The sequence below is a fragment of the Chryseobacterium lineare genome, from assembly GCF_977014045.1.
In genome coordinates this window covers 264558-278253 of sequence record NZ_CDRNIQ010000001.1, presented here as the reverse complement: position 1 = coordinate 278253, position 13696 = coordinate 264558, and the positions used below count along the sequence as shown (strand labels likewise).

12 protein-coding genes are annotated in these 13696 nt (G+C 32.0%); 4 read left to right on the top strand and 8 right to left on the bottom strand.

Annotated features, from left to right (window positions below):
• Positions 1-587: 587 nt before the first annotated feature.
• The gene (locus ACWNCI_RS01270) at positions 588-1058 is read right to left on the bottom strand and encodes a hypothetical protein (RefSeq protein WP_449386853.1); all 471 of its coding nucleotides are present in this window, start codon (positions 1056-1058) and stop codon (positions 588-590) included.
• Between the two features lie 167 nt (positions 1059-1225).
• Between ACWNCI_RS01270 and ACWNCI_RS01265 the strand changes: the two genes are divergently transcribed.
• A complete protein-coding gene (locus ACWNCI_RS01265) occupies positions 1226-1792 on the top strand; it encodes a TlpA family protein disulfide reductase (RefSeq protein WP_449386852.1) in 567 nt (188 codons plus the stop codon).
• Positions 1793-2002: 210 nt separating this feature from the next.
• Positions 2003-2806, top strand: coding sequence for a hypothetical protein (locus ACWNCI_RS01260; RefSeq protein WP_449386851.1), 804 nt, complete (start codon positions 2003-2005; stop codon positions 2804-2806).
• 889 nt (positions 2807-3695) lie between these two features.
• On the opposite strand, the gene ACWNCI_RS01255 is transcribed toward ACWNCI_RS01260, so the two are convergent.
• The 5 genes from ACWNCI_RS01255 to ACWNCI_RS01235 all read right to left on the bottom strand — a co-directional run bounded on the left by ACWNCI_RS01255 (position 3696) and on the right by ACWNCI_RS01235 (position 9887).
• Positions 3696-4085, bottom strand: coding sequence for a very short patch repair endonuclease (locus tag ACWNCI_RS01255; protein ID WP_449386850.1), 390 nt, complete (start codon positions 4083-4085; stop codon positions 3696-3698).
• Positions 4086-4116: 31 nt separating this feature from the next.
• Positions 4117-5142, bottom strand: a complete 1026-nt coding sequence (locus ACWNCI_RS01250) for a DNA cytosine methyltransferase (RefSeq protein ID WP_449386849.1) — start codon at positions 5140-5142, stop codon at positions 4117-4119.
• Positions 5139-6515 (bottom strand): hypothetical protein, encoded by a 1377-nt coding sequence (locus ACWNCI_RS01245; protein WP_449386848.1) that lies wholly within the window; start codon positions 6513-6515, stop codon positions 5139-5141. Before ACWNCI_RS01245 ends, ACWNCI_RS01250 begins: the two co-directional genes overlap by 4 nt.
• The gene (locus ACWNCI_RS01240; RefSeq protein WP_449386847.1) at positions 6512-9226 is read right to left on the bottom strand and encodes a sensor histidine kinase; all 2715 of its coding nucleotides are present in this window, start codon (positions 9224-9226) and stop codon (positions 6512-6514) included. The genes ACWNCI_RS01245 and ACWNCI_RS01240 overlap by 4 nt, the downstream gene beginning before the upstream one ends.
• Positions 9227-9452: 226 nt before the next feature.
• Positions 9453-9887, bottom strand: coding sequence for a helix-turn-helix domain-containing protein (locus ACWNCI_RS01235; protein WP_449386846.1), 435 nt, complete (start codon positions 9885-9887; stop codon positions 9453-9455).
• A 195-nt stretch (positions 9888-10082) separates the two neighbouring features.
• On the opposite strand from ACWNCI_RS01235, the gene ACWNCI_RS01230 reads away from it, so the two are divergent.
• Entirely contained in the window at positions 10083-10898 is an 816-nt protein-coding gene (locus ACWNCI_RS01230) for an RNA polymerase sigma factor (protein WP_449386845.1), read from the top strand.
• Position 10899: 1 nt separating this feature from the next.
• Positions 10900-11994, top strand: coding sequence for a hypothetical protein (locus ACWNCI_RS01225; RefSeq protein ID WP_449386844.1), 1095 nt, complete (start codon positions 10900-10902; stop codon positions 11992-11994).
• A gap of 363 nt (positions 11995-12357) precedes the next feature.
• Here the strand turns inward: ACWNCI_RS01225 and ACWNCI_RS01220 are convergent, their stop codons facing one another.
• Both ACWNCI_RS01220 and ACWNCI_RS01215 read right to left on the bottom strand, forming a co-directional pair.
• Positions 12358-12831: a hypothetical protein gene (locus tag ACWNCI_RS01220; protein ID WP_449386843.1), complete on the bottom strand. Its 474-nt coding sequence runs from the start codon at positions 12829-12831 to the stop codon at positions 12358-12360.
• Positions 12832-12854: 23 nt separating this feature from the next.
• On the bottom strand, positions 12855-13328 hold the full coding sequence (locus ACWNCI_RS01215) for a hypothetical protein (protein WP_449386842.1): 474 nt from the start codon (positions 13326-13328) through the stop codon (positions 12855-12857).
• Positions 13329-13696 lie beyond the last annotated feature (368 nt).

Here is a 13696-nt window from a genome sequence, read left to right as displayed (position 1 = left end):
TTTTTGAGGGGTTAAAATAAGCAGTTTTATATCTGAATTTTTGGTTCTAAGAAAATCTTTAAATGACTCTAAAAGAAGAGACGACATTTATGGTAATATATACATTACTTTTCAGCAAACATTTCGTCAAAAAATAATTCTAAACTGAATTTTTCTGATCGTTTTCATAATCTTAAAGACAAAAAAGTATAAGAATTGTGTTCTAACAAAGTTAGCAACTCCACTTAGAACCTTGTATTTCACCCCATACAAGTTTTTTAATATCGGAAAAACGAAAACCTGTTAATGCGGAAAATAAACCAGCTTTTTTAACTAATCGTGATTCACATTTTGCAGCGGCCATACTTTGTAACTCATTAAGAACATAAAACATCTGTGAGTCTTAAATAATTCTTCCGAACTTCCTCTCCTTCTCCGAATACAATAAGCCTCTTTTGAAATTGTTCAGTGTCTTTGCTTATATATTCAAGAAAGAACTCAGAATAAAAGATTCCTTCTTATAGAAAGTTTTCACTACTCCACCAAAATGATTAATAAACTTAGAATTCATTGATTTAGGCTAAGTAAACAAAATCTATATAGGAACGTTAATTTGACGGAACAATTGACCCGTTGTCATTACTTATAAAATCCATAGTCTTTCGTTCCAGATCATAATGCACATTTAGATCTTGCTGCAAAAATGTGGCTAGTTTCGTCGCACGACTGTTTAAATTTTGAGTTTTATGAACCTTGAAGGTCTTATAGTTTTTCGGCGCAGTATGAGTTCCCATATCCCCTAGGTCAAAGATCTGGTATGTCCCACTAAGTTTTGTACCATCCTGCAATGTAATAAGGAATTGACTGGCATCCACAAAATTAAGTACATCGGGTTGAGTTGTATTGTTGTTCAGATCGAGTTTATTATTACTGATTTCATCGGTATCAAAATACCATTTCGTCTGCTTTATTTTTTGGTTTAGTAGACCGCCTTTTGGAATTGCTTCCTTAACAGGTATTTGCTGCTGGGCGAAAGCGCAATTGGAAAAAAGGATAAGAAGTATAATAATTGTTTTCATATGGTTTATCTGGATATTCTGCAACAATGTGATGGCAACTATTCATCAATATTTACTCCATTTTGATATTAGCTTTAAACAGTCAAAAACGGAAATTGGCTAAATATAAATTTAGTAAATTAGCAATAACCTGATTCAATTATTTAGCAAAATTTAATACAACCACCATGAAAAAAATAACATTGCTTCTTTTTGCCGGCATTCTGTTAGTTCTAAATTGCAAGGGCCAGGATAAAGAAGAGCGCTCGAAACAATTCATCGCTGCTCACAAAGCCGATATAGACTTCAATATCGGGAGTAGTCCAAAATATTTTTCCGCGAAGACTATTGATGGAAGTATATTTAACTCCGAAGTAAATAAAGGCAAATATTGGGTAATCTTTGTCTACCAAATTGATGATCTTAAAAATTCTGAAAACTACGATATGGTGGCAGAATTAAATGAGACTTATCAGCGTTTTGGAAATAAGTTCCAAATGATTGGCATAGCCGAAGGATTTTCGGAAAATGAGCAGGAAACGCAAAAGCTTTTCAAGGAGTCTAAGTTACGGTTTAAACAAATCGATAATACCGAAGGAGTGAATAAAGAAATCAAGCTAAAGGAAAATGTTGTTTGCACGCCGGCTAAGATACTAATCGGACCTGATGGAAAAGTCATCCTCAACGGATGTGGGGGGAAAACCAAAAGCCTGGATGATGAGCTGGAAAGATTGATTAAACAAAACAAGCAATAACTTATAAAGACCCAGCAGGCATGTTTCGTAGTTGATAGAAATAGAAAACAGCTAGTAAGTAATGAAACGGCTAGTAATTAATTGTCTATTCACATGATCAACCTATGACGAATTCAATTTAAACAAACCTTCCAGTTTTGTGATTTCTGTAAGAATCTATAAATGAAGTTTTTGTCCAGATAATCAGATTTTTAACTTACATTATTTGATATGAAAAATAATATATCAGTACTACTCTATTTATGCCTGCCATTTTTATTCGGATGTAATCCTTTCCCGGAAAAAGATGCACATCCAGAGGTTCTGATGATTAGCGATTTGTTGAAAGACAAAACAAAATTTAGGAAGGTGAATGACATGACCGATCTAAGCGAAATCATCGTCTTAAAGGATGACCATATTCTGCTTAAACCTAACAAGAGCCAATTTGAATTTAGGATAATCGATGTTGACAATAAGCTGATTTTTAAAGCTAAGTATGATTGGAAACTGCCTTTTTATATTGATGATCATGGTGACCTATATTTCAACCGCAAAAAATATTTTCATCCATCATACTCAAAGATGCAGGAATTCAAAACGATTGTTTTTCGGGACAGCATTGAAAATAAGTGGGCAAATTTGAGCCATTTAAGTGATAGCCTGCGTTCAAAAGCTGTTGATGAGTATGAGAAAAATCTTTTAAAGTCCTATGGTTTAGTGCCGTGCGAGTACCAGGTCGTAAATACTGAAAGCTGTGATGTTTTCAAGATTAAAAATGATGCATTAATTGTAAGGCAAAACGAATTGTTTAAAGTCGACTTCCGGAAAACTAAAAAAGACGTTCCAAAATTTGATGATGATGTTTTGATTGAATGGAGAAATGGTAAAATAGCTACTCCCGTTTATCTTTCTTACTACCAACTTGATGGTTTGAAATTTAAATGTGAAGATATGGTATATCCGAAATCAATAAAGATTGGGAAAAAGGATTATCTTTATTCTCCGGATTTTGGCCTGTATGAAATATTATAACTTATTTATAACAATCCAATTTTCATTTGTTAATTTTTTTGTGTTTCAATGATATAGGGGCAAAAAAAGGGACAAAAAATTACAACTAAAAACGGTAAAATCATATAGGTTACATTCAATAAATGGGTATTAAAGTCACAGTTAAAAATATAACTATTTAAATATCAATAATTTGTAAATTTTATTTCCCGATACAGTATCTAAAGAAGTCTTTATTGATGGCGGTTTATGTAGATCGAGGTGTACAAAAGTGGTACAGTATTTAGATGCTGCAACATCTTTTTTTTCTACTTTTCCGCACGAATCTCGTCACATTAAACATTTGTAAACCAACTCTTTAAAATATTTGGTGATAAATTTAAAAATTCATTTGTACTACTTTTGTACACCTCCAACCTTATAAATTCCTGTAAATTAGATAATTAACATTTCCCGAATGCGCCAGTGATAATTGATACATTTCGCCTGTACACCTCAATTTTTATATATTCTTAAGATTCATTTACAGTCGCCTTTCACGGAAATTATCCACTAGTTTTTTCTGAGTTTTGAACAAATAAACAAATAACATAATAGTAGTATTTAGTGTAATGATATGATAATAAATAAAATATTATTATATTATAAGTCTGCAGAATTTTTTAAGTTTGATATTGCAAAAATAAACTGCTAATCAAATACTAGGTATTATCAGATTTATGAGAATATAAATATAATATTTCGCTAAAAGTATATCAGTAATAAACTAAGATTTTATACTATTTATAACTTAATTGATAATAAGTGTATTCGCGATTGAAAAGTTTGGTAAATAATCTTAATTAACATCTTATACAAAGTTCTGATATACAAAGATGTTAGTTCTCATTCACCAAAGAAAAATAGAGACCTATATATTAGATATCTTTTTTATAGAATTTGACAATTCCTCAATTTTTAAATCCAACAACTTTTTATTACTTATTTCACATTGCCAAACTGTTATAACTTTCCAACCTTCATTTTTTAGATCTATGATGTTTCTTAGATCTCTATCCTTATTCTTACCTATCTTTTCAATCCAAAATTCTACTCTTGTTGTAGGTAAGGCTCCTTTTTTGCAATTGTGCCCATGCCAAAAGCAACCATTTATAAAGATAACTGTTTTGTATTTTGCTAAAACTATATCCGGTGTTCCGGATAACGTTTTCACATTTTTTCTATACCTAAACCCTTTTTTAAATAAGGCCTTTCTAATTTGAACCTCAGGCTTAGTTTCTTTACTAGCAATCCTAGACATGATTTCCGATCGCTTCTTTTTACTAAAAATATCAGTCATCAAGATATTCTGCTAAATGATCATAAATATTTTTTGATTGATGATAACTAAATTTAGGAGGTAAAGCGTTCCCTATTAGTAATGCTAATGCGGTTTTTGATATATTTGTTGGAAACTTATAATCTTTTGGAAAAGATTGCAGCAATGCAGCTTCTCTTGCTGTGATGCAGCGATCCTCCTCCGGATGTAAAAATCTACCTTTGGAAGGATTTAGACAGCCTCCAGTTATTGTTGTCGAATAGTCATTCCACCTCAGTCTACCGTAAACATCATTAAATCCCACATTTTTACCAGTATGACATTTTAATTGATACTGTTTAGGCAAATCTTTCCAGCTACCACCATCTTTGGGTGTCAAGATTATACGTTCCATAACTTTAGGAGTATGTGAGGCCACGATTTGATGAACAGGGTCATTTGTTTCTTGAACCGATTTTAAACTACCAATAACATCTTTTACGGTTACTTTTTGTCCTGTAGGTTTTGCGACATTGATGTTTCCCAGTAAAGAACCTACCATAATCATCCTTCTTCTCTTTTGCGGTACACCATAATCTTTTACATTAACCACTTCCACCTTAGGATTGTAGCCTAATTCTTTTAAGCGTGCAAATACTTGTTTAAAAAGATCATAGTCTATTAGCCCAGGTACGTTCTCCATCATAATTGTTAATGGTTGCAATTCTTCCACTAAACGTAAGTATTCTAAAACTAGGGAATTTCTATCATCACCTATACTTTCTTTTCTATTTAATCTTCTAATGGAAGAAAAACCCTGACAAGGTGGGCAACCAGCAAGTAAATGTAGAGGTTCGCCCTTTAATTTTTCACGAATTTCGTCAGCAGAGATCAATCTTATGTCTCTTTTGATAACTTCCGTTTTTTTATGATTCATTTTAAATGCTAAGACAGCATCATCGACTATTTCTATTGCGACTTTAGTATCAAAACCCGCTTGGTGAAGACCTTCAGTTTGGCCTCCGCAACCAGAGAAAAGATCTATTGCGTTATATTTCATTTTTCAAGTTTCTTCGATTTAATAATCTCTTGTAAGCTAACAGGATAATCAGGTGCTCCATACCCTGTTATGTTGTTAAGGGCAAATTGTATTAATGGAGTTCGAAAAGGTTCATTAATATTTATCCGATTCATTGAAATAAGCATGTCCGAATCCGAATAGTTTAATTTTAAAATTCTTATTTTTCCTAAATTTTCGTCTTTTATTTCTATAGGAGGAGGAATGTTAATTGTTACTATTTCTTTTGGGAAGATAATATAGTCTTTATATTCTATCTGACTCTGTTCATTCGGTACTGGTACAGATGCAACAATACTTAATGCATCATGTGCCCATAAATTACTAATTGAAGTTGCCTTTGCATTGTTATAATTCCCCAATGAAGTAAATAAAGTCAATTTAATTTTAAGATTTTCATTTTCATCACATTTTTCATGTAGAGGCACAAGAGCTAAATTACCAAAATTTTTTTTCCAAAATTGCTGTAAGTGACAATTAGCTGATATAACAAGATACTTTGTGTATTTATCAGAATCTTTTAAAGTAATAATATCACCGGTTCTAACTAAATCGTCATTTGGAGAATAATACATTCGATAAGACCATAATTTACTAATATCATCTATAGGTACATTAGAACAATCAACAGGTTTGATTTCCTCTGTAAATTCAATATTAGTAAGATGATTTTTAAACTTTTCAGAAATAATTTCTACAAATTCCTTTATAGAAATATCTGTTTTGCCATCCTCCCTCTTGTGTCCAAAGGCACATATAAATTCATCATAAGATAATTTAGAGATGGAGACTAAAATTTCATCTAAAGACTTGACAGAATTATATTTTAGTTCTTGACCAAATTTATAGGAAAAGTTATCTTTAAATTTTTGATTACAGTATTCAATAACTTGTTTAACGGCATCTGTATCGCCCTTTTTAATAATTCTTACCCTATCTCGATATAAATCAAACTTAGCATCATTAACTATGTCTGTGACTTCATTTTCTTTATCTGCGCCAGTATAAACAGCAATGATAGAATATGATGACTCCAATATTTTCAGTAATGCTTCATCAGTATCAAATGGAATTCCATAATCCCAATCAAAAATAATAATATCAGGACTAAAAATTTCCTCTTCAATGTGATTAAAATAAAGATTAGGATTTTTAAATGCAGAGATAGTCCATTCATTGCTATGGTTGTCTATGATTTCTTTAGCCAGTTTAAATAGTTCTTGTTCTGGCCAATCTGAATGGCTTTGATATAAATATTTTAGAGCTGACTCTTCAATTTTTTTTGTTTCATCAATAAAACCTGGATAATGCTCTGCTGGCCATTGATCGTCAATTATACAAATGTTTTTTCTCATTTAGCTAACTCTTTAGATTTTGGCACTGTATCAAACTCTAAGGTGAATTGAGCACCATTTAATTCTTCAATTTTTTCTCTATTATGAGTTTCGTGTATATCACCATTCATTGAATGCATATAAGATTTACTAATATATAATCCTAATCCACTTGGAGGTATTTTCATGCTATATCCTGGTTCGAATAAATATGGACGTATCACATTATCAATACCAGGCCCATTGTCTGCAAACACCAAAGCCCTATATTTACTGCTTAATCTAATAAGGATTTTCTTATTTGGTTTATTAGCAAGATTTAACCAATGTATACTATTGTCGAATAGATTTGCTAAAATCTGATTTAAAGTTGAATAACGAGCATAAACTTGAAAATCTTCGTCTATATTAAACTCGAATTCAATTTGACTCTGTTTCATTTTTGACCTGAAAACCTCATAAGCATATTTAATAGATTGAGATACATAAAATTCTCTACGGTTTTCATTACGAATTGCTCTTAGAGGACTCAATCTTTTTAGTTCTGACTTTAATGAAGCAGATGCGGATTGTAAATCTTCTAATTTGAATTTGTCAACATTTCCAGATTTAATAAGTTCTGAAATACCCGAATAAAAATTAGCAGTAATTTTGGCCAATTCATGCAAAGATACTGCCGCTGCAATACCAAAACCGGCATGTTCAACTAATCGTTCTTGAACATCTTCTATAATAGTTATACTTTTTTTTAGATTTTTCAATGAGTTATCAAGATTCACTAATCCTTCTTTTCTCTCATCTACTGTTTTACCTAATTGATGTAATATATGCCAAGGATCATCCTCTATAGGATAATTGTCCTTAATTCCTTCAACAATTAAAGAACTACTCTTAGCCGCATCTGCCAATTTTTTCGGATCACGTATGATTCCCTTGGTTAAATTAGTATACTCATCTCTTTTGGCTATATATCTTGGTTCAATTATATTTTGAATTAATGTTTCTGTAAGCTCTGCCAAATCTTTAAAGGCTTTATTCTCAATCATTCCTTCACGATTTGTCTTATCAATCAAATCTAAATTTTCGGATTGTTCGATTTCTATATTTCCAATCATATTATAATATGACATTCTAAAGCCTTGTTTTATATGACGTTGAGATAAATGTATCCAGTCATTTTTAGCTCCAGATTCTGCCGGAAATATTATTATATCATCCCTGTAAATAGAAATCCCTCCATAATCAGAAAGATATTCTAACATTAATTTTGCATCAGGCCCATCAATCCATGGTTTAACTCTATACCAAGCATCTAGATGAATAAAAAATGAGCCACATACGGGAGTTCTTATATTTCCACTATCATCACGCCAATAAGGGTTTGGTAATTTTAAGTCATAATTTTTATCCTTCCATTCTTCCTGGGGCAATGGAACTGATTTAGGAGGATTAAAGGTCATGCTATATTCTTCTATAACCCCCTCACTATTTATTAGTGCATCTAGTGAAAAATTAGGAATAAATTTTTCGTAGACTTCATCTTTTTCTAAATCTGGAATCTGAGGACATACCAAAGAAGCTTTGAAAATTGATTTTACCTGATTAGGGCTAGGATTTGGGGAATTAAGTCTTAAAATAGATTTATTAATATCTTCTATTTTATTTCTATCGAGAGTAAAACCATCTCTACCACCATAAATTATTATTTGTGTTCCTGATTCCTTTTCTCCATAATTTCTTACTGGATCTTGTCTTGTTAATTTTACCCCAATAGAATCAAGATTATTATGTTGCTTATCTAGCTTATCGAATTCGTCCCAGTCAACAGATAATACATATTCATAAGGAACATCTTTTGTTTTGGTTCTAATTATTAATTTTCGTCCAAGTCTGTGTGTAGCAAATCTACCAACACCTTTCTCACCAAGAGGTATTCTACCTCCGTTTTCTTTCTTTAATTGTGTTACAATTGTATTGTAGCTTCCTAATTTCCCTTCCTTTTCCGCTTTTTCCTTTTCTATTCTTAACTTTTCTTTTATGTTGGTCTTTAAAGTAGAAGCAGGTCTTAACCAACCATTTTCGATGGTATGCCAGTCCATACCTTTGCCATCGTCTTCAATTACAATAACTGGTCCGGGAAATTCGTTAAACTCATATTCTAATGAATTAATTTCAGGTAATTCTATGAGCTTTTCCATTCTAATTTTACAATAGCTAGCGCCTGCGTCTATAGAGTTTTTAATCAACTCTAAGATACCCACTTTCTCCGACCCAATTAATTGCTCTCCAAGGATTTTTATTAAATGTGCATCTGCTTTGAAATTAAGAAGTATTCCGCCGTCAAGACATATTTCATCAATAAATTTACTTGTTGTTCTTCTAACAGCATTTTGCGAGTTATAAGTCTCAGAAGAATATTGTTTTTCTATAATGTTTCCATCTCTATCTTTATAACTTACAGGACTAGAAAAAGGTTTATATTCTTCAACCTCAACAAAGTAATGTCCAGGTTCCCTTTTGTCTTCAAAAGGGGGCTTTATTATTTTTCCATATCCATAAAACTCTCCCTTTCCCTTTGACGGTTCGTAATAAATGAATTCAATCGGAAGATTATTAAATTGAGATAAATAATTTTTATTATCATTAGCCGGAAAATGGTAGAATTTACCTATAAAATCATTATAAGTATCTCCATCTCTGTATTGAGTAAGTATTAAGCAATTTCTATTCATTATAGTTTTAACTTTTTAAAGCTTAATTAAATAATAATTATCGTCATTAACACATTCTGCTGAAACTAATTTATTCATATCAGCATATATAAATCTAAGATTGTAAGGAGTATAATAAAGCCGATAATAAGAATACTTTTCTTATATAGTTAATATTCTTACTGATGTAAATCTCAGTTTAACAACACATTCAGAACTACTTACTTTTTATTAATTGAAAAATTCTTTATTCCTTTATCACCTTCCTCACTAGCTCCTCAATTAACTTACTCTTCTCCTTCTCTGTTTCCAACAGCCGTTCATAAAGCTTTCTGTTTTCTTCATAAGATTCAATCAATTTATCAATTGGATTGAATGTGGGCTGATAGTTTAATGAACTAGCTATCAATGTCGAATTATCATTACTGGTATTGTTATAAGTATTAGCAATAATATTAAAGAAAGCATCTTCAGAAAAATTTTTCAGTGCTTCCAATGGGATTTCAAGAGCTTTGGCAATGGGCTCAAGTTTGGTATCTTCGAGTTCTTCGGCATTTTCTAGTAAGGATACTTTTTGTTGGCTCACGCCTAATAGATCTGCCAAAGTTTCTTGCTTCATGCCGCGCATTTCCCTTATTCTTGCGATATTCCTACCAATATGTTTGTGTGCTGTAGCTGCCATGGATAATGATTTAAAACAAAGATATAAAATTATAAGATATCCTCCCAGTTCTGTTTTTTACATTTCTCGTTTTGTACTATACTCCTGATATTGGTTCGAAACCAGTGTTTGTTTAGATAACTTGCTGGAAAACTTCAGCTCTATGTCATACTTTTATCATTTCATCTCAACAGTAAATCAGAAAATATACTGCTTATGAAAAAAACAAAGCTTCTGCCCCGAAAATTCAAGGATCATGAATTATATGAACTGCTGAAAATAGGTAATCCCACCTCATTAGAATATATTCATTTACGGTACAAAAGACTTCTTTTCTGGATTGGAAAACAAATGCTTGAGGATGATTTTGTCGTGGAAACCCTTGTGCAGGATACATTCCTTAAACTCTGGTTACACCGTGATTCCATTGAAACTCCAAATCATATTCTTGGCTTTTTACGATTCGTTTTGAAAAGAGACTGTATAACGTATTTCAGCACTCCCAAAAATAAATTCGCACGATTAACTACATCACTTGAAAGTTTTGAGAACTATCAGGATTATCTTGTTGGTTATGATCCTCTGCAAGACAAAGAACATCTTCTTCAGCAGGAATCCGATCAGAAAGATTTTGATGAAGTCAATAAGGTCTTAAAGGTGATTAATCCCAAAAGAAAACACCTTATACAGCTCTGTCTTGAATATGGTTTCCGGTATAAACCAATTGCAGAAGCAATGGGAAGCAGTGTAAAAGACATTAGCAATGAGGTAACTAAGGCAATAGATGACCTAAGGCAAATCTTGAAAATAAACTCTAATGTAGAGCTGCCTGTAAAATATCAGAAGAACGAGGTTCACCAGAATGAACTCAGCAGTCAACAGCTTGAGATTATGAAAAGAAGGATTGAACAAAAATCTTCTTTCACAGTTATTGCCCGGGAACTCAAACTTTCTGAAAAGGAAGTCCATCGGGAGTTTCTATACGCTTATGAATACTTACAAAATCAAAACACTTCTGAAATATCCCTTTAAAATGGAAAAATCCACGATGACACTTACCCGAAAAATCCAGTTGCTGATAGATGTTCCACCAGATCAAAAAAATGAGATGTGGGAAAAACTGTATCGTTATCAGAACCGATGTTTCCGGGCGGCTAATTTCATTGTTTCTCATCTATATGTTCAGGAAATGGTTAAGGATTTCTTTTATTTTACCGAAGAAATTCAATACAAGCTGGCTGATGCAAACAAAGATCAAATGGGAATATTTAACCGCTCGAAAACAGGAACCACCGCACGAATGGTCTTTGACCGTTTCAAAGGGGAGATTCCGACCGACATTCTGGGAAGCCTGAACAATACGATTCAATCAACCTTCTCTAAAAACAAAGTCGATTATTGGCAGGGAACAAAGTCACTGCGAAATTTTAAAAAAGACATTCCGATACCGCTTCCGGTTAAATGCATCAGAAAAATGAAATATGATCCTGATAAGAAAGCCTTTTGCTTCAATATGTTTGCGATACCTGTTAAAACATACTTAGGAAAAGACTACACTGATAAGCGATTGATTATGGAACGCCTGCTAAAAGGAGAGATCAAACTTTGTACTTCACAAATCCAGCTTAAAGACAGAAAAATATTCTGGCTCGCAGTTTTTGAATTTGAAAAAGAAGAACACAATTTAAAACCAAAAGTCATTGCAGAAGCTTCTCTATCTTTGGAACATCCGATAGTCGTAAAAGCCAACAATGTAAGAATCAATATTGGATCAAAAGAAGAGTTTTTGTATCGCAGGTTGGCGATTCAGGCAAGTCAAAAGAGGATTCAAGACGGTATTGCTTACGCACGTTCCGGAAATGGAGCTAAACGAAAACAAAAGGCTTTGTATAAAACAGAGAATCTGGAAAGCAGATATGTAAGTCATCGGCTTCACCTGTATAGCCGGAAGCTTATTGATTTCTGTATCCAGCAGCAAGCAGGCACACTAATTCTTAAAAATCAAGAAGACAAAATCGGCATTGTAAAAGAACAGGAATTTGTACTTCGAAACTGGAGTTATTATGAATTGCAGACCAAAATAAAATACAAAGCTGAAAAGGCCGGAATAGAATTGATCATCGGCTAGGTAAAAAAATGAGGGTGCCTGTACACCCGCAGGGTGAGGTCTTGAACTCTCACTAAATACTCTGGTAGTATATACAACGGCGTGGGCTTCTTTTTTTCTCAAAGACTGGTAAGAAAAGAGAAATAGCTAAAGACGAAAAGATGAAATTCTGTTTGATGAAATTTCTATTTTTTGCATTAAATTTCTATTTACATTCAACCCAGTTTTTTTTAAATCTTTTAAATCTATTTTTTGTGAATCGAAAGTGCAGGAGGCGGGGTTTTTAGCACAAAAGCTGAATCAAATAAAAATATTATACCTTGTAAAATGCCCATTCGAAGCAGTTCAGCCTAGCCTTTTGAGATATTTTAGATCCTGAAAACATCATTGGTCGTCTAATGAACTAAATAGATTTAGCTGCTCAGAATTATTATTTTTATCACTTTTATATTTTCGTCCTTCTCGAGTTTGGATAGGTTTATCATTTATGAAATATTCGTTGACACGTATTACTTCATACCCAGAAATTTTAATATGACCCTCGTTATCAACTTTTTTCTTGATTGTTATTGCACAATTTATTGTAAAACCATTTTTAAATTCAACATTACCGTTTTGAACAAGAGATTTAAATTCATTTGATTTCATATTGAAAAAAATTGGTTCGCCATTATAGTAACCAGACCATTTGTATTTACCCTTTTTTAATACAGGTGATATTATTTCAATAATCGCCTCTTCAATTTCCTGAGGTTCTAAATCATCAGTTGTTATTATAAAAGATTTAAATTCTTGTCTATTTATTTTCTTCTCATTATTAATAGTTTTACCAGTTTCATCTTGAATTTCAAACGACACACTTTCAACTTGAGGATTTTTGTCTAAGTTTTCATAAAAATTAGACCTTTTTTTCTAATAGTAGGATTTTCTAAAAGCTTGATTTGATTGTCGATATCAATACCTTCTATTTCTTTCCTTAGTTTATCTTTTTGTAATTCAGTAAGTTCTGTGTCTTCAAAAATTTTGTCGATTAGTTTTTCGGGAATTTTAGTAAAAGGAATTTGTAGAATTGCAACTACAACAGCAATTATTACTGCAGAAGTTATCGTACCTTTTTTGTTTTCATCTTTTGATACAATTCTAAGCCACTTTTTCACTCCGCCTTCTCCTAAAGCTTCGGTTTCAATAAGAATTTCTAGCTCATTTAATTTTGCTATTTCACGTATAATATTTAGAATTTCATAAGTGCATTTATTTTCTGTAAATGCATCTATTGAGTGAATATTATTCCTAAGCCAATAATGAATTTCTAATTTGTTATAATTGGAAAAATCTAATTCTAATTCAGTACTCATTATTAATCTTATATTAGCGTTTTCTGATAAAATGCTTGAAGGTAAATTCTAAATTTACGCATTGCGTTAATCTGACTTATATAACTTTCGTAAAGCTATTTCAACCGCTAATATAAAGTTTATTTTGATGATTTGATTGTTAGATACTTACATTTTTTATCTTCAGTCTCTGTAAATCGAAGAATGTTTTGTTTTTTGGTAAAAAAAATGCAGATAGAGTAAAATCCACTTGTAAAACAGAACCTCAAATAACCCACCTACAGCAAATCTACAATCAAACATCATTCTTAATGTCATACTTAAATCTCAAAAAGCCTTCCTCTGTGTCCAATGATTTGTAATACAAAAGTTACATCAAATTAGCATTT

What these genes read in the sequence shown, in the direction of transcription:
- ACWNCI_RS01270 (WP_449386853.1), bottom strand. Translation starts at nt 1,058, where the DNA reads ATGAAAACAATTATTATACTTCTTATCCTTTTTTCCAATTGCGCTTTC.
- ACWNCI_RS01265 (WP_449386852.1), top strand. Translation starts at nt 1,226, where the DNA reads ATGAAAAAAATAACATTGCTTCTTTTTGCCGGCATTCTGTTAGTTCTA.
- ACWNCI_RS01260 (WP_449386851.1), top strand. Translation starts at nt 2,003, where the DNA reads ATGAAAAATAATATATCAGTACTACTCTATTTATGCCTGCCATTTTTA.
- ACWNCI_RS01255 (WP_449386850.1), bottom strand. Translation starts at nt 4,085, where the DNA reads ATGTCTAGGATTGCTAGTAAAGAAACTAAGCCTGAGGTTCAAATTAGA.
- ACWNCI_RS01250 (WP_449386849.1), bottom strand. Translation starts at nt 5,142, where the DNA reads ATGAAATATAACGCAATAGATCTTTTCTCTGGTTGCGGAGGCCAAACT.
- ACWNCI_RS01245 (WP_449386848.1), bottom strand. Translation starts at nt 6,515, where the DNA reads ATGAGAAAAAACATTTGTATAATTGACGATCAATGGCCAGCAGAGCAT.
- ACWNCI_RS01240 (WP_449386847.1), bottom strand. Translation starts at nt 9,226, where the DNA reads ATGAATAGAAATTGCTTAATACTTACTCAATACAGAGATGGAGATACT.
- ACWNCI_RS01235 (WP_449386846.1), bottom strand. Translation starts at nt 9,887, where the DNA reads ATGGCAGCTACAGCACACAAACATATTGGTAGGAATATCGCAAGAATA.
- ACWNCI_RS01230 (WP_449386845.1), top strand. Translation starts at nt 10,083, where the DNA reads ATGAAAAAAACAAAGCTTCTGCCCCGAAAATTCAAGGATCATGAATTA.
- ACWNCI_RS01225 (WP_449386844.1), top strand. Translation starts at nt 10,900, where the DNA reads ATGGAAAAATCCACGATGACACTTACCCGAAAAATCCAGTTGCTGATA.
- ACWNCI_RS01215 (WP_449386842.1), bottom strand. Translation starts at nt 13,328, where the DNA reads ATGAGTACTGAATTAGAATTAGATTTTTCCAATTATAACAAATTAGAA.